The sequence below is a fragment of the Mesorhizobium sp. 113-3-3 genome, from assembly GCF_016756495.1.
Lineage (GTDB): Bacteria > Pseudomonadota > Alphaproteobacteria > Rhizobiales > Rhizobiaceae > Mesorhizobium.
The window spans coordinates 2904161-2921178 of the sequence record NZ_AP023243.1 but is presented as its reverse complement, the minus strand read 5'-3'; the positions used below and the strand labels follow the sequence as shown (position 1 = coordinate 2921178).

21 protein-coding genes are annotated in these 17018 nt (G+C 64.4%); 11 read left to right on the top strand and 10 right to left on the bottom strand.

The annotated features are described in order from the left end of the window. Nucleotides 1-183: 183 nt before the first annotated feature. The 3 genes from JG746_RS14225 (at nucleotide 184) to JG746_RS14215 (ending at nucleotide 3320) form a co-directional block, all read left to right on the top strand. Nucleotides 184-1755 carry an FAD-dependent monooxygenase gene (locus tag JG746_RS14225; protein ID WP_202358698.1) on the top strand — a complete coding sequence of 524 codons (1572 nt, stop codon included), beginning with the start codon at nucleotides 184-186 and terminating at the stop codon, nucleotides 1753-1755. A 68-nt stretch (nucleotides 1756-1823) separates the two neighbouring features. Continuing rightward, entirely contained in the window at nucleotides 1824-2540 is a 717-nt protein-coding gene (locus JG746_RS14220; RefSeq protein WP_202358697.1) for a hypothetical protein, read from the top strand. A 138-nt stretch (nucleotides 2541-2678) separates the two neighbouring features. After that, nucleotides 2679-3320: a glutathione S-transferase family protein gene (locus JG746_RS14215; RefSeq protein WP_202358696.1), complete on the top strand. Its 642-nt coding sequence runs from the start codon at nucleotides 2679-2681 to the stop codon at nucleotides 3318-3320. Nucleotides 3321-3401: 81 nt separating this feature from the next. Here JG746_RS14215 and JG746_RS14210 read toward each other — a convergent pair whose 3' ends face one another. Beyond that, the gene (locus JG746_RS14210) at nucleotides 3402-3572 is read right to left on the bottom strand and encodes a hypothetical protein (RefSeq protein ID WP_202358695.1); all 171 of its coding nucleotides are present in this window, start codon (nucleotides 3570-3572) and stop codon (nucleotides 3402-3404) included. A gap of 110 nt (nucleotides 3573-3682) precedes the next feature. Continuing rightward, nucleotides 3683-4045 carry a hypothetical protein gene (locus JG746_RS14205; RefSeq protein WP_202358694.1) on the bottom strand — a complete coding sequence of 121 codons (363 nt, stop codon included), beginning with the start codon at nucleotides 4043-4045 and terminating at the stop codon, nucleotides 3683-3685. Between the two features lie 272 nt (nucleotides 4046-4317). Between JG746_RS14205 and JG746_RS14200 the strand changes: the two genes are divergently transcribed. The 3 genes from JG746_RS14200 to JG746_RS14190 all read left to right on the top strand — a co-directional run bounded on the left by JG746_RS14200 (nucleotide 4318) and on the right by JG746_RS14190 (nucleotide 6401). Further along, a complete protein-coding gene (locus tag JG746_RS14200; RefSeq protein WP_202358693.1) occupies nucleotides 4318-4758 on the top strand; it encodes a hypothetical protein in 441 nt (146 codons plus the stop codon). A gap of 129 nt (nucleotides 4759-4887) precedes the next feature. Continuing rightward, complete coding sequence (locus JG746_RS14195) at nucleotides 4888-5325, top strand: VOC family protein (RefSeq protein ID WP_202358692.1); 438 nt, start codon at nucleotides 4888-4890, stop codon at nucleotides 5323-5325. Between the two features lie 248 nt (nucleotides 5326-5573). Beyond that, nucleotides 5574-6401 carry a class II aldolase/adducin family protein gene (locus JG746_RS14190; protein WP_202358691.1) on the top strand — a complete coding sequence of 276 codons (828 nt, stop codon included), beginning with the start codon at nucleotides 5574-5576 and terminating at the stop codon, nucleotides 6399-6401. A 94-nt stretch (nucleotides 6402-6495) separates the two neighbouring features. On the opposite strand, the gene JG746_RS14185 is transcribed toward JG746_RS14190, so the two are convergent. Next, nucleotides 6496-7134, bottom strand: a complete 639-nt coding sequence (locus tag JG746_RS14185) for a TetR/AcrR family transcriptional regulator (RefSeq protein ID WP_274609329.1) — start codon at nucleotides 7132-7134, stop codon at nucleotides 6496-6498. Nucleotides 7135-7271: 137 nt separating this feature from the next. Between JG746_RS14185 and JG746_RS14180 the strand changes: the two genes are divergently transcribed. Then, a complete protein-coding gene (locus JG746_RS14180) occupies nucleotides 7272-8405 on the top strand; it encodes an alpha-hydroxy acid oxidase (protein WP_202359358.1) in 1134 nt (377 codons plus the stop codon). A 1-nt stretch (nucleotide 8406) separates the two neighbouring features. Here JG746_RS14180 and JG746_RS14175 read toward each other — a convergent pair whose 3' ends face one another. Then, complete coding sequence (locus tag JG746_RS14175) at nucleotides 8407-8655, bottom strand: hypothetical protein (protein ID WP_202358689.1); 249 nt, start codon at nucleotides 8653-8655, stop codon at nucleotides 8407-8409. A gap of 113 nt (nucleotides 8656-8768) precedes the next feature. Between JG746_RS14175 and JG746_RS14170 the strand changes: the two genes are divergently transcribed. Beyond that, nucleotides 8769-10307 carry a winged helix-turn-helix domain-containing tetratricopeptide repeat protein gene (locus JG746_RS14170; RefSeq protein WP_202358688.1) on the top strand — a complete coding sequence of 513 codons (1539 nt, stop codon included), beginning with the start codon at nucleotides 8769-8771 and terminating at the stop codon, nucleotides 10305-10307. 40 nt (nucleotides 10308-10347) lie between these two features. Here the strand turns inward: JG746_RS14170 and JG746_RS14165 are convergent, their stop codons facing one another. Continuing rightward, nucleotides 10348-11970, bottom strand: coding sequence for an ABC-F family ATP-binding cassette domain-containing protein (locus JG746_RS14165; RefSeq protein WP_202358687.1), 1623 nt, complete (start codon nucleotides 11968-11970; stop codon nucleotides 10348-10350). Between the two features lie 257 nt (nucleotides 11971-12227). Between JG746_RS14165 and JG746_RS14160 the strand changes: the two genes are divergently transcribed. After that, nucleotides 12228-12539, top strand: a complete 312-nt coding sequence (locus JG746_RS14160; protein ID WP_202358686.1) for a hypothetical protein — start codon at nucleotides 12228-12230, stop codon at nucleotides 12537-12539. Between the two features lie 26 nt (nucleotides 12540-12565). Beyond that, on the top strand, nucleotides 12566-12901 hold the full coding sequence (locus JG746_RS14155) for a hypothetical protein (RefSeq protein WP_202358685.1): 336 nt from the start codon (nucleotides 12566-12568) through the stop codon (nucleotides 12899-12901). Between the two features lie 156 nt (nucleotides 12902-13057). Here the strand turns inward: JG746_RS14155 and JG746_RS14150 are convergent, their stop codons facing one another. Both JG746_RS14150 and JG746_RS14145 read right to left on the bottom strand, forming a co-directional pair. After that, the gene (locus tag JG746_RS14150) at nucleotides 13058-13687 is read right to left on the bottom strand and encodes an NADPH-dependent F420 reductase (protein ID WP_202358684.1); all 630 of its coding nucleotides are present in this window, start codon (nucleotides 13685-13687) and stop codon (nucleotides 13058-13060) included. 17 nt (nucleotides 13688-13704) lie between these two features. Beyond that, nucleotides 13705-14403, bottom strand: a complete 699-nt coding sequence (locus tag JG746_RS14145) for an SDR family oxidoreductase (protein WP_202358683.1) — start codon at nucleotides 14401-14403, stop codon at nucleotides 13705-13707. 233 nt (nucleotides 14404-14636) lie between these two features. Here JG746_RS14145 and JG746_RS14140 point away from each other — a divergent pair, with 233 nt between their 5' ends. Next, nucleotides 14637-15125, top strand: coding sequence for an RrF2 family transcriptional regulator (locus JG746_RS14140; protein ID WP_202358682.1), 489 nt, complete (start codon nucleotides 14637-14639; stop codon nucleotides 15123-15125). Nucleotides 15126-15227: 102 nt separating this feature from the next. On the opposite strand, the gene JG746_RS14135 is transcribed toward JG746_RS14140, so the two are convergent. Genes JG746_RS14135 through JG746_RS14125 form a run of 3 tightly spaced genes read right to left on the bottom strand, consistent with a single transcriptional unit; the run spans nucleotide 15228 to nucleotide 16991 of the window. Next, complete coding sequence (locus JG746_RS14135) at nucleotides 15228-15647, bottom strand: cupin domain-containing protein (RefSeq protein WP_202358681.1); 420 nt, start codon at nucleotides 15645-15647, stop codon at nucleotides 15228-15230. A gap of 56 nt (nucleotides 15648-15703) precedes the next feature. Further along, nucleotides 15704-16456, bottom strand: coding sequence for an SDR family oxidoreductase (locus tag JG746_RS14130; protein ID WP_202358680.1), 753 nt, complete (start codon nucleotides 16454-16456; stop codon nucleotides 15704-15706). A 55-nt stretch (nucleotides 16457-16511) separates the two neighbouring features. Beyond that, nucleotides 16512-16991: a carboxymuconolactone decarboxylase family protein gene (locus tag JG746_RS14125; protein WP_202358679.1), complete on the bottom strand. Its 480-nt coding sequence runs from the start codon at nucleotides 16989-16991 to the stop codon at nucleotides 16512-16514. Nucleotides 16992-17018 lie beyond the last annotated feature (27 nt).

Sequence of the window (17018 nt, the reverse complement as noted above, 5' to 3'; positions counted from 1 at the left end):
GGAAAAGGCAGGGTTGGTTTGGTAAGCCCAACTCCTTCTGGTAACAGAAGCTCTGGTCTTTGGCTTCGTGCACGAGATCCCCGCGACGAACATCGGACGCTGATCGAGCGTCCAATCGTTCGTCCGTGTGGCTCTCAAACTCAAGGAACGCTCCGGTCGAACACATCGACCAAGGAGTAGTTCATGCACAGCCACCACCCAATTTCCAATGACGTCATCATCTCCGGCGCCGGCCCGGTCGGCCTGTTTCTCGCTTGCGAATTGCGCCTGGCGGGCCTCTCGGTGCTGGTGCTGGAAAAGGCCGAGAACCCCAGTTCGCCGCTGAAGCGGCTGCCCTTCGGCATTCGCGGCCTCAACGTGCCCACAATCGAGGCCCTCCACCGTCGCGGCCTGCTGGACTCCGTTGCGCCGCCGCCCGCGAAAGATGGCGCTGGTGACATCAAGTTGGCTGCCGCGCACTGGATGCGGCAGCCGCGCCGCCCGGGCGGCCATTTCGCCGGCATCCAGTTCCACCTCGACGCCATCGACAGCTCGCAATGGCCTTATCGCCTGCCCGGCCCGGCCGGCACCAGCATGGCGGTCGCGATGGAGCATCTGGAAACCATGCTCGCCACCCGTGCGACCGCCATGGGTGTCGAGATCAGGCGCGGCCTTGGTGTCGACGGCTTCGACCAGTCGGACGAGGACGTGACCGTCCGCGCCGGCGGCGAGACTTTCCACACAAGCTGGCTCGTCGGTTGCGATGGCGGCCGCAGCACGGTCCGCAAGCTTGGCGGCTTTGCCTTCACCGGCACCGATGCCGAGTTCACCGGTTATTCCGTTGAAGTCGAACTGGCCGATCCGGACACACTCAGCCTCGGCCGCCACTATACGCCGACGGGCATGTACACCTACTCACGGCCAGGCACCATCGCGATGGTCGAGTTCGACGGCGCCGCTTTCCACCGGACAGAGCCGATCACGCTGGAACATGTGCAGACGGTGCTGCGCCGCGTGTCCGGCACGGACGTCACCCTGACGGCGCTCAACCTCGCCACGACCTGGACCGATCGCGCCTACCAGGCGACCGCCTATCGCAATGGGCGGGTGCTGCTTGCCGGCGACGCCGCGCACATCCATTCGCCGCTCGGCGGCCAGGGGCTCAATCTCGGGCTTGGCGACGCGATGAACCTTGGCTGGAAGCTTGCAGCCACCATCCGCGGCAACGCGCCGGCCGGCCTGCTCGACAGCTATTTCGATGAGCGGCATCCAGTCGGCGCGCAAATCCTTGACTGGTCGCGCGCCCAGGTCGCGCTGATGCGGCCAAGCCGCAGTTCGCGCGCGCTCGAAGCCATCATCCGCGACCTCATCGACACAGGCGACGGCGCGACCTATTTCGCCGAGCGCGTCTGGGGCGTGTCCCTGCGCTACGATCTCGGCGGCAGCCACCCGCTGGTCGGCCGCAGCGCACCCGATTTCGAGCTGGCCGACGGGACGAAGCTCGGCGAACGCTTGAGGAGCGGGCAAGGCCTGCTGCTGGACTTCGATGCCCACCCTCCCCTGCAAGCGCTTGCCAGCCGCTGGAACGGACGGATCAGCTATGTCGCGCAGGATGCCAGGGAGCGGCTGGGCCTGAGCGCCCTGCTCGTGCGCCCCGATGGCTTCGTCGCCTGGGCTGCTGATGCTGAGCCTGACGTGAAGGAGACTGCCCAGGCGGCGGCGCGGTGGTTTGGCGAAGCTGAATTGCCGCCTGTGCGTGCTAAAGGAACTGTTTGAGCCTGGTTTCGGTTGTCTGCTGTGCGAACTGTCGTTCCACAAAGGCACCTGATGAGCGAACATGAAACATGGCAGCGAAGAAGCGAAATTCCCTGCGGAAGATCCTGAGCGGCATCGTTGCGACAATTGCCGCCGCGCCCGATCGCACATCCGAGCAAGGCGTGGGCACCGCTAAAGCGTCAGTGGTTGCGGAATGGCCGCTGCCGCCATCGGCAACACTTGGCTCCGCCTTGCGCCTGAAGGGGATCGAACGCGAAATTCGAGCCCGTCTGCCGTGGGCAGTGAGGAAGTTTGCCAAGGCTGAGACGGGTAGGATCGTATTGCGCATGTTGCGAACCGACGCGGAGGCGTTCCAGGCCGCCTCTGAGATCATCTCCAGGACGCTGGAGGGCATCGAAACGCTGGCTGTTCTGCCGCGCGAGGCGGAGGACATTCTCACCATCTCCGCCCGCGAGCGCCACAAATGGCTGAAGGACGGTCGCCTGAAGAGCATCGGCACCCGCACAGTCAAGATGCGCGGGCGATCCAAGGCGGTGACCTTCCATGTCTTCGATCCGCGCCACATCGAGGACATTCTCGATCGCGACCTGGCGAGCGCCTGGCGCGAGGAGGACGCGCAGGAGGTATCCGAAAACAGACGACGCGGTGCCGGCAAGGCCGCTCTGACGCGAGCGGGAAAACGAGAGCGCAAGGCGCGCAGCGCCAGGAATTCCGGAAGGGATGGCGCTCCAGCGCCAAAGCTGGAAGGCTGGGACACATTCGAGGCGGAAGGCTTGCTGCGCTAGAACCGGACACGCGCCTTCGGTTCGGGTCGCAAAATCAAACGGCCGAAAACCGAGGTAGGGTGTCGGAAGTCCCGCCTGCCGTTCGTCCTTGGAGTGCCACCAAGCACCGACACCCGACCAACCACCCGGAGCCTGCCAATGATCCCCACCATCACGGCCTTTGAACGATCGCCCGATGGCGGCAAGGGACTGGCGCGCGATACGCGCGTGCGCTGGGCGCTCGAAGAGGTGGGGCAGCCCTATGAGGTTCGTCTTGTTTCCTTCGCCGGGATGAAGGCGCCTGACCATCTGGCCATCCATCCCTTCGGCCAGATCCCCACCTATGAGGATGGATCCCTGTGCCTGTTCGAGACCGGCTCCATCGTCTTTCATCTTGCCGAACGGCATTCGGGGCTGCTGCCCAGGGATGGCGATGCCCGCGCACGGGCCATCACCTGGATGTTTGCCGCACTCAACACCATCGAGCCGCCGATCCTGGACTTGACGACGGCAAGGATATTCGAAGCCGACAGGCCCTGGAGCGAGGAGCGGCTGCCGCTGGTCAAGGATCGTGTTCGCGCGCGGCTGGACCAGCTCTCGGTCTATCTCGGCGCCGCCGACTGGCTCGATGGCGCGTTCAGCGCGGGCGATCTGTTGATGGTATCGGTGCTGCTGCGACTGCGCATGTCGGGCATTCTGGACGAATACCAGAACCTGGCCGCCTATGTGGCGCGCGGGGAAGCACGGCCCGCTTACGCCAGGGCCTTCGCCGCGCAGTTTGCGGTCAACGCTCCATCATAAGGCCCGAGCGACAGCAAGTTTGAAACATGCCAGGCCTGCCAGCCGAGGCGATGCGGTCCGCCCTCTGCGTGGCAAAACCAATCAGCGGTCCTGCGACCAGGCGCCCAGGCCGGCCATGTCAGTCAGGCGGATAGCGGCCAGGGTCTCGAGTTCCTTGGAAATCGGCGTCTGCCGGGCGCCCTGCGCTTCGGGTTCGCTCTTCGCGGTGATGAAGCGGGCTTGGCCAATCATGGCTCGAACGGCAGTCAGCATGTATGATGTCCCTTCGCTTTCCTGACGCTAAGAACTTGGCGAATGGATTTACGTTCCAAAGGCTGGTGACATAAAAGCTGGCGGCCAGTGCTTTCGAGGGCTCACCACCGCTACGGATATTTCGCCTTTGCGCCCGCCGGGCTCAGATCGCCCTGCAACTCCTTCGGCAAAGGCAGGCTAGAGCATTGCAGGTGCACGTCGCGGGCGAACAGCTTTCGCTGCTTCTGCTCGGCCTCCTTGGTGGCCGCGATGATGCCTAGCCCGTACGGGCCAAGCGCTGCGAATTCCCAGCCCGGGTGCTGTTTTTCGCGAACCGCGTAGGCCGCGGCCGCCGCGCGGGCCTGCTGGCATTGCGGCGACGCCCATTTCGGGTCCTGCGGCGAAAGCGACGCGCCATAATCGACGGGAGAGGTAGCGCATCCAGCCAAAGTCGCGGCCAATGCGGACATTGCAAATCCCATCGCAATTCTCATCCCCAAGCCCTTCCCGTGGGTTGTATCATCCTGGATTCCGCGCGCGCGTAGCAAAAATGGCGCCCTGTATCTGGCGGAGCCCGCCAGCCAATCACGTATACGCGATGTCCCACCCTTGCACTTGCCATAGGCTTCGCCTCGTGTCGATCTTCTCTGCGCCATATTCAGGCCGCGTGCCGGGAACCAAATGACGGGCGAGACTGTTCAGTTGGAACTTTGACACGACGCTGACATCCCAGCCGGCAAAGCGGCGACCTCAAGGAGCTCTCATCATGAATATTTCGTCCGGATTTCGTAGAATCGCGGTTGCCGCCATCGCCACGGCGGGCATCGGCTTTGCCAGCGCCGCGCATGCCGACAGCGGCACGATCCGCTTTGCCGTCTACAAGGCGGCTTTCTTCGTCGGCGGCTCCGGCGGCGAAGGCACGTTCACCTTCCACGGCAAAACCTATCCCATCTCGATCGGCGGCGTCTCGGGCGGCCTCGCCTTCGGCGTTTCCAAGACCTACTTTCGCGGCACCGTGCGCCATGTCAAGCGCGCCCGCGATGTGACGGGGGTCTACGGTGCGGCGGGCGGCGGCGGCACGCTGGGCAAGGGTGCCCAGGTGATCGTCATGACCAATGACAAGGGCGCCCAGCTCGAATTGTCCGGCAAGCAGGTCGGCCTTCAGGTCAACGCCGATCTCAGCGGCCTGGCCATCTCGCTCAGGTAAGGGGCCCTCTCCCATTCCTTCGACGGCAATAGGCCGGACGGAAACTCGAGAAGGCGGCGTCGGCTCGACAGCCGCCTTTTCCAGGGTGGAAGACTGATAAGCTTTTGATCCAGGCACGAGGTTGGATGCATGGCGCTCAAACGGATGGACAATGTCGGAATCGTCGTCGATGACCTCGCTGAGACGATAGATTTCTTTCGCGAGCTCGGCCTTGAACTCGAAGGCCGGGCCACGATCGAAGGCGAATGGGCCGGACGCGTCACGGGACTCGGCAACCAGCACGTCGAGATTGCCATGATGCGCACGCCGGACGGCCACAGCCGGCTCGAACTGTCCCGCTTCCTCACACCGCCGGTCGTCGAGGATCACCGCAATGCTCCGGTCAACGCCCTGGGCTACCTCCGCGTCATGTTCACCGTGGACGACATAGACGACACGCTTGAAAGGCTCCGCAATCGCGGCGCGCAACTTGTCGGCGACGTCGTCGACTATCAGGACGTGTACCGGCTCTGCTACATTCGTGGACCCGGAGGCCTTCTCATCGGCCTCGCCGAGGAACTCGGCTGAGCGCAAACGACGACAATGGCGAAGGGCGGCCAATATCGGCGAGCGCGTCCGACAAAGCGTGCGTGTCGGGTGGTTGGTCGGCTCGTCCAGCACCGGGAGGTTGGACTGATCATGGCCACGCCATGCAACAGTTCGCACCTATTCGGAACAATTCGGAACAATTTGCGGAGACCTTGATACGCCGCTCCCAAGCTCCCCCAATCTGGGGCCAGCCGTCATGCCGGCGGTGCAGCCCCAGGGAGAGCGTCATGGACATCGTCACAGCAATTCCGGACACCGAAAGCGATCTGGCCGCAAGCAAGCGGGCAGCTTATGGGCCGCTGTTCAAGCTGCGCGGGCCACCCAGCTTCGACAACCTCGAACAGGAGCGGCAGCACCGAAAGGAAAGGCTTGCCGCCGGCTTCCGCATATTCGCGGCGCTGGGCTTCAGCGAGGGCGTCGCCGGGCATATCACCGCCCGTGACCCGGAATTCACCGATACATTCTGGGTCAATCCGTTCGGCATGCATTTCGCGCACGTTACCGTCTCGGATCTAATTCGGGTCGACGGCGCGGGCGCCGTGGTCGAGGGCACGATGCCCGTCAATGTCGCCGCATTCGCCATTCATCACCAGATCCACGCGGCGCGGCCGGATGTGGTGGCGGCCGCGCACGCTCATTCCATCTATGGCAAGGCCTGGTCGGCGGTCGGCCGGTTGCTCGATCCCATCACGCAGGACGCCTGCGCCTTCTATGAGGATCACGTCTTCTTCGATGACACGCGGGTGCTGGTCACCGACGCGAGCGAGGCAGCGCGGATCGCCGAGAGCCTCGGTGGCCACAAGGCGGCGATCCTGCGCAATCATGGCCTGCTGACGGTTGGCCAGACCGTCGACGAGGCCGTCTGGTGGTTCATCTCGATGGAACGGTGTTGCCAGGCGCAATTCCTCGCCGAAAGTGTTGGGACGCCCCTGCAGGTCGACCCGGAAAACGCCAAAGCCACCCGGGCGGTGAACGGCACGCCCCACGCCGGCTGGTTTCAGTGCCAGCCGCTCCACGACCGCATCCTCAGGCAGCAGCCCGACCTGCTTGGCTAGAGCAAAAGCGCGTAGCGCTTTGCCTTGGGAATTGCGTCGAAACAAAGGGTTAGAGCCCGCGGTGGTACTGCCCGACGAAGGCTGAACATCCGCTTCAAACGGCCGGTCTGTCCACGACCAGCCGTTTGGCAGCCTCGGCCGCGGCGTCGCAATAGTCTTGGTCGCCATGGATCAGCAGCATGACCATCGCCCCCTCCACCAGCAGGAACAGCTCGCGTGCGCGCTCGCGCGGCGACGCCACTTTCGCCTCGGCGAGAAGGGTTGCCAGTTGCTGCTCCATCAGGCCTTTGCGCTGGCGTGCCATCGAGCGTGCGGGATGCCCCGAGAGATCGGCGAGTTCGATTGCCAGCCGGGTAAATCCCGATCCCGCCCAGCGCGGCTTGGCGGACCACCGCGCCAGTCCGCCGAACAGCTTGTCGATCAGTTGCTCCGGACCGCCCGACAGGTCGATGCCATAGGTCTGGAACTCGCCGAACGCCCGCTCGTGCTGTGATGCCAGCACCGCGGTCAGCAACGCGTCCTTGCTGTCGAAATGATAGTAGAGCGTACGCTTGGTGACGCCGGCGGCGCGCGCGATCTCGTCCATGCCGACGCGAAAGAATCCCCGGCGGCGAAAGAGCTTGTACGCCGCCTGCAATATGTCTGGTCGGGTCCGGTCGGAGGATCTGGGCACGGGGCTGACGCCGATGAATGTATACTCGCTAGTGAGTTTACATCCGCGCGTACCCGACATTCAATGTATAAGCCATATCTAATATTAAATGGGAGGCGACGATGGACAGGCTGATCACCGCAGTACCTGACCTTGGACAACTCAGTGAAGCCGCGGCAGTTCGCGACCGGTCCAAGACGCGACCGGCCCTCTTGCCGCTGAAGACCATGACCTGCATCGAGGATCTGCGGCAGGCTGCCCGCCGCCGCGTCCCCCGGGCCTTTTTCGACTATGTCGAGGCAGGCGCCTACTCGGAACAAACCTTGCGCGCCAACAGGGCCGACCTGGAGCGCCTCACCCTGCGCCAGCGCGTGCTGGTCGACGTTTCGCAACGGGAAACCGCGACAACGATCCTCGGCGAGACGGTTTCGCTGCCGATCGCGCTGGCGCCGATCGGCCTTGGCGGGATGCAATGGGCCAACGGCGAGATCCATGCCTGTCGCGCCGCGCAGGCGGCCGGCGTCCCCTATACGCTCGCAACGATGGCGATCTGCTCGATCGAGGACGTTGCCGAGGCGGTCGGGAAGCCGTTCTGGTTCCAGCTCTATGTGATGAAGGACCGAGGCTTCGTGCGCTCGCTCGTCGAGCGGGCGCTCGCTGCCCGCTGCAGCGCGCTGGTGCTCACCGTGGACCTGCAGGTGCTGGGACAGCGGCACGCCGACGTCAGGAACGGGCTTTCGGTTCCGCCGTCGCTGAAACTGCGAAATCTGCTCAACATGGCGACCAAGCCCGGCTGGACCCGGCGGATGCTGGCTGCCAGGCGCTGGACGTTCGGCAACCTCGCCGGCCGTGTAAAAGGCGAGCAAGGCATCAAGGAAGTCGCGGACTGGGTGTCGCATCAGTTCGATCCCTCGCTGAACTGGAATGACGTCGAGTGGATCAGGAGCATCTGGCCGGGCAAGCTGATCATCAAGGGCATTCTCGACGTGGACGATGCGCGCATCGCCAGCAAGGTCGGCGCCGATGCGATCGTCGTGTCCAATCATGGCGGCCGTCAGCTGGATGGCGCACCATCGACGATCTCCCGGCTGCCGAACATTGTTGAAGCGGTGGGTTCCCAAACCGAGGTGCTGCTCGATGGCGGCGTGCGGTCAGGCCAGGATGTCATGCGCGCGCTCGCTCTTGGCGCCAGGGGCTGCCTGGTCGGCCGAGCCTATATTTACGGCCTCGGCGCCGGCGGAGAGGCCGGTGTGGCGACCGCCATCGAGATCCTCCGCAAGGAACTGTCCGTCACCATGGCGCTGACAGGCATGACAAGCATCGACCAAGTCGACGAGCGGGTGCTGAACTAGCCTAGTCTGCCCGGGCGGCACCGCCCTTCGCGGTGCCGCCCCCGCCGCCCGCCACTCGCGCGCCGTCCCTGTGGCATTCGGCATCGCCGTGGCGCCCGATGTCGCGGCGTTTCTGGCAGGCGATGTAGTCCGCCATATAGCGGTCGAGGGCGGCGCGGAATTCTTCCTCGCGCGGACACCGGCTGCTCGTTGGAACCGCTTGGCTGGCCTCGGTCTCGAACCTGATACGGTCAAAGGCAACTGCGGACATTGGGGTTCTCCTGTCTCCAAACACAGGGACAGGATGAGCCCGGTGGGCGGATTTCGTCCCGGGTGCACGACCGAATAGTTCCGAAAAGCTGCGAAAAGATGCTATTTTGCGCCATGGTGGGGAAACGGTTCGCATTCGGTCCGTTCGAGCTTAACCCGGAGGCGGGAACGCTGCTTCGGCAGGGCGTCCCCGTTCCGGTCGGCTATCGCGGCGTGCGGCTGCTGGCGGCACTGGTGGACCGACCGGGCGAAGTCCTGTCAAAGGCGACGCTGATGGACGCGGCATGGCCGCACGCGGCGGTCGAGGAAAGCAACCTGTCCGTCCAGATTGCCTTGCTGCGCAAACTGCTTGGGCCGGGGCCCGACGATGCCGAATGGATCGCGACCATCCCCCGGATCGGCTATCGCTTCGGTGGCGCGGTGGATTGCCTCGACGCGGCCGCGGTCGCGGCCGATAGCGCCGAGGCCGGGCCCTCGATCGCCGTGCTGCCCTTTGCCAACCTCAGCGACGACGCCGAGCAGCAATATTTCGGCGATGGCCTTGCCGAAGACATCATCACTCGCCTGGCGCGGCTGCGCTGGCTCTTCGTCTCGGCCCGCAACTCGTCTTTCACCTATGGTGGCAAGGCGGTCGACGTGAAGCAGATCGGCCGCGAGCTCGGCGTGCGCTATGTGCTCGACGGGAGCGTGCGCCGCTCCGGACAGCGTCTGCGGATCAACGCCAGGCTGAGCGACGCCGACGCCGCGCGCCAGATCTGGGCCGAGCGCTACGATGCGGAGATCGCCGATTTCTTCTCGTTGCAGGACGAGATCGCCCAAAGCGTTATCGGCGCCATCGAGCCCAGGCTCTACGTCGCCGAACAGGAGCGTTTCCAGAGCCGGTCGCCCGGCAGCCTCGACGCCTGGGGCTTCGTGATGAAGGCAATGCCCTATGTCTGGACCTGGGCCTCCCTGCCGGATTTCGAGATCGCCGAGCCGCTGCTTCAAAAAGCCATCGACATTGACCCCGATTATCCGCGCGCCAATTGCCTGATCGCCTGGGGCCTGGCGGCAAAGGCGATGCTTGGACTGGCTGATGCCCAGGCCGCCTTGCCGACCGCCCACGACATGGCGCAGCGGGCGATCCGCAGCGACCCGGAGGACCCCTGGACGCACTTCGCGACGGGCTTCGTGCATATGGCCTCGCGCCGTTTCGATCCGGCCGTGAGGGCTCTGTCCGAGGCGATTACCCTCAATCCAAGCCTCGCCTACGCGCATATGATCCTTGGATCGACCTATGCCTATGCCGGCATGCCCGACGACGGCCTGCACCATGTCGCATTGGCCGACCGACTCAGCCCGCGCGACTTCACGCAGGCGGGCAGCCTTTCCGTCACCGGGCTCTGTCATTTCATGGCCGGGCGTTATGCCGAGGCTGCCGAGTTCGAACGGCGGGCGGTTGATCTCAGGCAGAATTTCGGGACGGCCTGGCGCACATACGCCGCCTCGGCCGGCATGGCGGGCGATCGCGCCACCGCCGCCCACGCGCTGGCGCAGACGCGGCGCCTGCATCCAACCGTGTCCGTGGACTGGGTCGAGAAATACCACCCCATCGTCCACGAGAAGGACCGGGCGCGCTATATCGAGGGGTTGCGCGTCGCCGGTCTCGACTGATCGACGAGACCGGGGCTATCCGTTGTACCGGATCCGCCGCTCAGCTCCGCAGTCCCGGTGCTTCCTGCCCCGTGCGCTCGACATATTCGGTATAGCCGCCGCCATAGGTGTGGATGCCTTCCGGCGTCAGTTCCAGCACGCGGTTCGACAGCGCGGCCAGGAAATGCCGGTCGTGCGAGACGAACAGCATGGTGCCCTCATACTGCGACAGCGCCTCGATCAGCATCTGCTTGGTGGAAATATCGAGGTGGTTGGTCGGCTCGTCCAGCACCAGGAGATTGGGCGGATCGAACAGCATCAGCGCCATCACCAGCCGCGCCTTCTCGCCGCCTGACAGGACGCGGCACTTCTTCTCGATCTCGTCGCCGGAAAAGCCGAAACAGCCGGCGAGCGCGCGAAGCGGCGCCTGGCCGGCCTGCGGGAAATTGTCTTCCAGCGTCTGGAACACGGTGCGCTCGCCTTCGAGCAGTTCCATCGCATGCTGGGCGAAATAGCCCATTTTCACGCTCGGGCCACGCGCCACCGTGCCGGTGTCGGGGTCGGAAGCGCCGGCCACCAGCTTGAGCAGCGTCGACTTGCCGGCGCCGTTGACGCCCATGATGCACCAGCGCTCGCGGCGGCGGACCTGGAAGTCCAGCCCCTCATAGATGCTGCGGCTGCCATAGGCCTTGTGGACATTCTTCAAGGTGACGACGTCCTCGCCGCAACGCGGCGCCGGCTGGAACTCGAAATTCACCACCTGGCGGCGTTTGGGCGGCTCGACGCGGTCGATCTTGTCGAGCTTTTTCACGCGGCTCTGCACCTGTGCGGCATGGGAAGCGCGCGCCTTGAAGCGCTCGATGAAGGCGATCTCCTTGGCCAGCATCGCTTGCTGGCGTTCGAACTGCGCCTGCTGCTGCTTGTCGGCGATCGCCCGCTGCTGCTGGTAGAATTCGTAATTGCCGGAGTAGGCGGTGAGCGAACCGGCATCGATCTCGACGATCTTGTTGACGATGCGGTTCATGAACTCGCGGTCGTGCGATGTCATCAAGAGCGCGCCGTCATAGCCTTTCAAAAATTGCTCCAGCCAGATCAGGCTTTCCAAGTCCAGATGGTTGGACGGTTCATCGAGCAGCATGACGTCGGGCCGCATCAGAAGGATACGCGCCAGCGCCACGCGCATCTTCCAGCCGCCGGACAGCTTGCCGACATCGCCGTCCATCATCTCCTGGGAAAAGCCCAGACCATCCAGCACCTCACGCGCCCGGCCGTCCAGCGCATAGCCGTCGAGTTCCTCGAAGCGATGCTGCGCCTCGCCATATTTCTCGATTATCTCGTCCATCCGGTCGGCCTGGTCGGGATCGGCCATGGCCGCTTCCAGTTCGGCCATCTCGGCCGCCACGTCGCTGACCGGCCCGGCGCCGTTCATCACTTCGGCGACAGCGCTGTGGCCCGCCATGTCGCCGACGTCCTGGCTGAAATAGCCGATGGTCACGCCGCGATCGAACTGCACCTGGCCCTCATCGGGCTGCTCCTGGCCGGTGATCATGCGGAACAAGGTCGTCTTGCCGGCGCCGTTCGGCCCGACAAGGCCGACCTTCTCGCCCTTCTGCAGGGAAGCCGACGCCTCGATGAAGACAAGCTGGCGGCCGTTCTGCTTGCTGATGCTTTCAAGTCTGATCATGCGATTTCCGGACTATGCCTGCGCTGAAAGGATTTGCCCGGCGCCATACGCGAAGGACGGCGCCAAAGGAAGAGGCGCAAGCGCCGCAGACAGCCGATCTCCCCCCTCGTGGGGGAGATTGGCTGCTTCCCCCCAGACACACTTCAGAAACAAGATTCAACATGCGGGAAAAACTGGCGAAAAGATCGTCAGGCATAACCATCCTCGTGGCCACCGGACAGCGGTCGCCACATGAACGCAAAGGGATGGTCCCGACAATGCAACGACGTTCGACCGGATGGATGGGTGCCCTCGCAGGCATTTCGCTCGCCATGCTTGCGGTCGCGCATTCGGGTGCGGAGGCGGCGGTTACCCGGAGCGAATATTGCAGCCGGCTCGGTTCTCAACTCGACGGAGCCATTCGCACCAAAGCTGAACCCGGTGCCAGCGCCAGCCAGATCGCCACGGCAACGGCACTGCAGGACAAGGCGAACCGGTTCTGTGCCGAGCGCAAGGAAGCGCAAGGCATCCGGACCTACGCCAACGCCCTGAAACTTCTTGGAGTGACACCGGTCGACCTCGACCAGTGACAGCAGCCATCAAAGGAAAGCCCATCATGAACAAGCCCTTCCTCTCCGCCCTCGGTTTCGCCATTGCGCTCGGTCTGGCCATGCCGGTTGTAGGCACCGCCAATGCGGCGGCCACGACGACGACCGCTCCGGCGACGACGCCCGCCCCCGCGACTGCTCCGGCGCCGGCGGCTCCCGCTGCCGTGGACGCGGCGAAGACGCCGGTCAAGGCGGCCGCACACAAGCGTCACCGGCACCACAAGAAGCACCACCGGCATGGGCGCAAGCACGCCCACCGGCACGCGGGCAAGAAGCACGGCCACAAGCACGTTGCCAGCAAGCACCACCACAAGCGTATCCACAAGCACGCCAAGGCGGCTTGATCGCCAACCTTTCTTTCTGACATCCTCCCGGGAAAAGGCCGCCATTCGCCAAGCGAGGGCGGCTTTTTCTTGTGCGCGGCAAGGCAAGTGAGATTCGCTGAAAGTTCGTCAAAACAGGCGCTTACAGCAATTCCACGATTCAGATCGTGAAACGCTTCACATAAGGCCAAGCGCCGCCCGAACCTGTGGCCCGCTCATGCCGCTGTCGAAGACTGATGTGCCGGGATCGAAGCGGCGGCTCTGCGACAGCGCTCCGACCAAGACCGGATCGAAGCCGGCATCGCTCACCAGCCGCGAGGCCAGGGCGACGGCTCCTTCGTCATCGCCGGCGAGCGGAATGCCGATCCTGTCGCCGGCGCGATGCGCCTGCGATTGCAGCGTCGTCCACATCACGGTGCTGAAGGTGCGAACCAGCTTTGCACGCGGCAAGAGCGGCGCGACGGCAAAAGCCACGCCGTCCTTGCGGGCAAGCGCGGCGTCGCCGAAAGCGCCGTCGCGCGGCGGATCGGGCACCGTGGCGTCGAGCAACACCTTGTCGCCGAGCGCTGCCGCGATCTCGGCCGCGACACCGGGCCAGGCCCGAAACGGGATGGCGGCCAGCACGGCATCCGCGCCGGCAACGGCATCGAGGGCCGAACCGGCCCTGGCCTTGCCGCCAAGGCCGGAAAGCATCGAGCGCAGCCGCTCGGGATGCCGCACGCCGAAGGTCACATCATGGCCGGCCTCAGCCCACAGCCGACCGACCGTGCCGCCGATCATGCCGGCGCCCAAAATTCCGATTCTCATCTTCGCCTCCTGTTCGCTCACCACGGCAGTCTTTTGCCGTCGCGAAAAAAGCCGCCGGTCGGGCCGTCATCCGGCAAGGTCGCGGCCCAGACGATGCCGGCCGCCCCTTGCGCCACCGGGCGTCCGCCCGCCCCGCCCATGTCGGTGGCGACCCAGCCCGGGCAGATGGCATTGACCAGCACGCCGGAGCCGCGCAATTCCGCCGCCAGCACGCAGGTCAGCGCATTGAGCGTCGCCTTCGATGTCGAATAGGCCGGCGCGCCCGCCCCCATCGAAGCCAGAGAGCCACCTTCGGAAGACACATTGACCAGCCTTCCGTGACCGCCGGCCTTGAGCAGAGGCGCGAAGGCAGCCGCCACCCGCCAGGCGCCGAAGACATTGGTCTCGAACGCCTCGCGGATGACAGTCCAGTCGGGCCGCAAGGCGCGCGAGCCGGTGTCGTAATGGATGGCGGCATTGTTGATCAGCACGTCGAGCCGGCCGAACCGGCGCTGCACGTCTTCGGCAGCCCTTGCAGCCACATCAGGTGTAGCGACATCGAGCGCGATAGCCTCGGCATGGCCGTCGAGCCCTTTGGCCGCCGCTTCGCCCTTGGCCGGATCGCGCACGCCGAGCAGCACCGTGAAGCCGAGCTTCGCCAGCTGGCGCCCGGTCTCCAGCCCGATGCCGCGATTGGCGCCGGTGATGAGGGCGACCTTGTTGGGGTGTGTGGTCATGGGGATGCCTCGTATGTCGTCTCGGGGAAAGATGGCACGAGCGGAATTGGTTTATTAGGCGGTGGAGATCGCAGTCATTGTGCGATGGAGTGCATGAGTTCGATTGCGCGGGAATCGGGCCGCGACCAATGAACCACGCTGATTCCCGCCCCGCCAGCACCTGTCTGTTTACACCACTGCAGAATAGGGATATTTCATATCCTTAATAGAATGCGGTCGGCTGGAATCCCTGGATGATCCTGAAAAGCCAAGTCGAATGGGCACTGCACTGCTGCGCCATTCTCGCCGGCCTGCCTGAAGGGCGTTATCTCTCCACCAAGGCGCTTGCCGAATTCCACGGCCTTCCCAAGGAATATCTTTCCAAGGCGCTGCAAAGCCTGTCGCAGGCGGGTCTGGTCGATACGACGCTGGGTCCGTCGGGCGGATACCGGCTGGCGCGGCCGCCGGCCGAGCTGACCTTCCTCGACATAGTGGAGGCGGTGGAGGGCAAGGCGCGGACATTTGTGTGCAACAACATCCGCGAGAACAATCCGTGTCGTCCCCAGGGTTATTGCGAAAGGGGCCCTTGCCCGGTGGCGCGCATCATGTGGGAAGCCGACGAGGCCTGGCGTGCAAAATTGCGCAGCGTCCGGCTTTCCGACCTCACTGAAGCGCTGGCCCTGGACATCCCGGCGGACCTTTGGAAAAGCAGCTTCGAATGGGTGCTTGAGCGCGCCGGGTGATCAGGACCGCATGATCGCGGCGGCTGGTCACTCTCATCGCGGATCGAACGCCGCATGATTTGAATGCGGCCGGGCGCCGGCGAGGCGCCCGGCCCTTTGCGCCTACTTCTTGACCGGATAGGTCAGTTCCTTCTGGGCGATATCGACCACGAACACCGCCAGCAGCTTCGCTGGCTCCGTCTCGCTGCCGTTCTCGCTCACGCTGTGGCGATCGCCCGGCATCTCCGAAAAACTCTCACCGGCCTTGTAGACCTTGACCGGATCATCATTGACCTGGCTGCGGATGGAGCCTTCCAGGACCGTCGCATAGATGAAGGCGGAGGTCGGATGGGTGTGTGCCGGCGAGGTGCCGCCGGGGCCGTACTCGACCAGAATACCCTTGATGCTCTTGCCCGGAACATTCGGCAGTTCATGCTCGTAGACGACGGTGACCTTGGCCGCCTTCTCGCCGGCATCGTGGGCTTTGGCCGTACCTGCAAGGGCCGACGTCATGACGAGGGCGGTGATGATTGACCTGATCATTTGAAAACTCCTTTGTGTGTCGAGTGCTGTGCCTGAGCCACGGCGCATCCCGGCGGTCATTTCCGCGCCGACGTGGCGAACCATTGTTCGAAGGTGATCCGGCCAAGGCGGGGATTGTTGTCTGAGACCAACGAAGTGTCGTTGAGCCGCGCGCCGAAATAGAGCGCCTCCGGATCGGCCAGGACCTCGCGGGGATCGCCTACAGCCTTGAGATAGTGGGCGACGAGTTCGCTCATCCGCACCCGCTCGGGGCCGGAAATCTCGATCGTGCCGTTGATCGGCGCGGCGAGCGCGACCCCGGCCATCACTTCGGCGACGTCGTCGGATGCGATGGGCTGCACATAGGCCGGCGACAGGCGCACCGCATCGCCAACCGTGCCCGATTTGGCGATGCCCGCCAGGAATTCCATGAACTGCGTGGAATGAACGATGGTGTAGGGAATGCCGGAAGCCTTGATCAGATTCTCCTGGACGAGCTTGGCGCGGAAATAGCCGGCGTCCTGCAGCCGTTCGGTGCCGACGACCGAGAGCGCGATATGGTGCCTGACGCCGGCGACCTTGTCCGCGGCGAGCAGGTTGCGGCCCGACGTCGTGAAGAAGTCCATCGCCGCCTTGTCCTCGAAGGAAGGTGAGTTGGCGAGGTCGATTACGACGTCGGTACCTTCGAGCGCTTCCCGCAGGCCCTCGCCGGTGATGGTGTTGACGCCGGTGTTCGGCGCGGCCGCGATCACCTCGTGGCCTTGCCTGCGCAGGCGTTCGGTGGTCTTGGAACCGATGAGGCCGGTGCCGCCGATGATGACGATTTTCATAAGATGTCTCCGTTTGCTGGCGCCCCGCCGCTTCGATTGATTGCCGGGGAAAGGTTTAGTTCAGGCCGGCCTTGTCGAGGCCGTAGGCCTTGTCCGCGGAGCCGGGCACGGTCTTGAAGGCGACGTTGACGCGGTTCCAGGCGTTGATGGCCATGACCGAGAAGGTGAGGTCGGAAACTTCCTTTTCCGAAAGCTGCACGCGCACGCGCTCATAGAGCTCGTCCGGGATACCACCTTCGGGGAGTTTGGTGACGGCCTCGGTCCAGGCAAGGGCGGCGCGTTCACGGGGAATGAAAAGGGTCGATTCCCGCCAGACGGCGACATGATCGAGCCGCAGCTCGCCCTCACCATGGATCTTGGCTTCCTTGACATGCATGTCGAGACAGAAGGCGCAGCCATTGATCTGGGAGGCCCGGATGTGGACCAGATCGCGGATTTTCTCTTCGATGGCGCCGCGTGTCTCGGCCATGCTGAGATCGATGAGCTTCTTGAACAATTCGGGCGATTGTTGCGCGGCGTTGAGGCGCTGTGTCATGGCTCTTCCTTATTTGAGGATATCTTG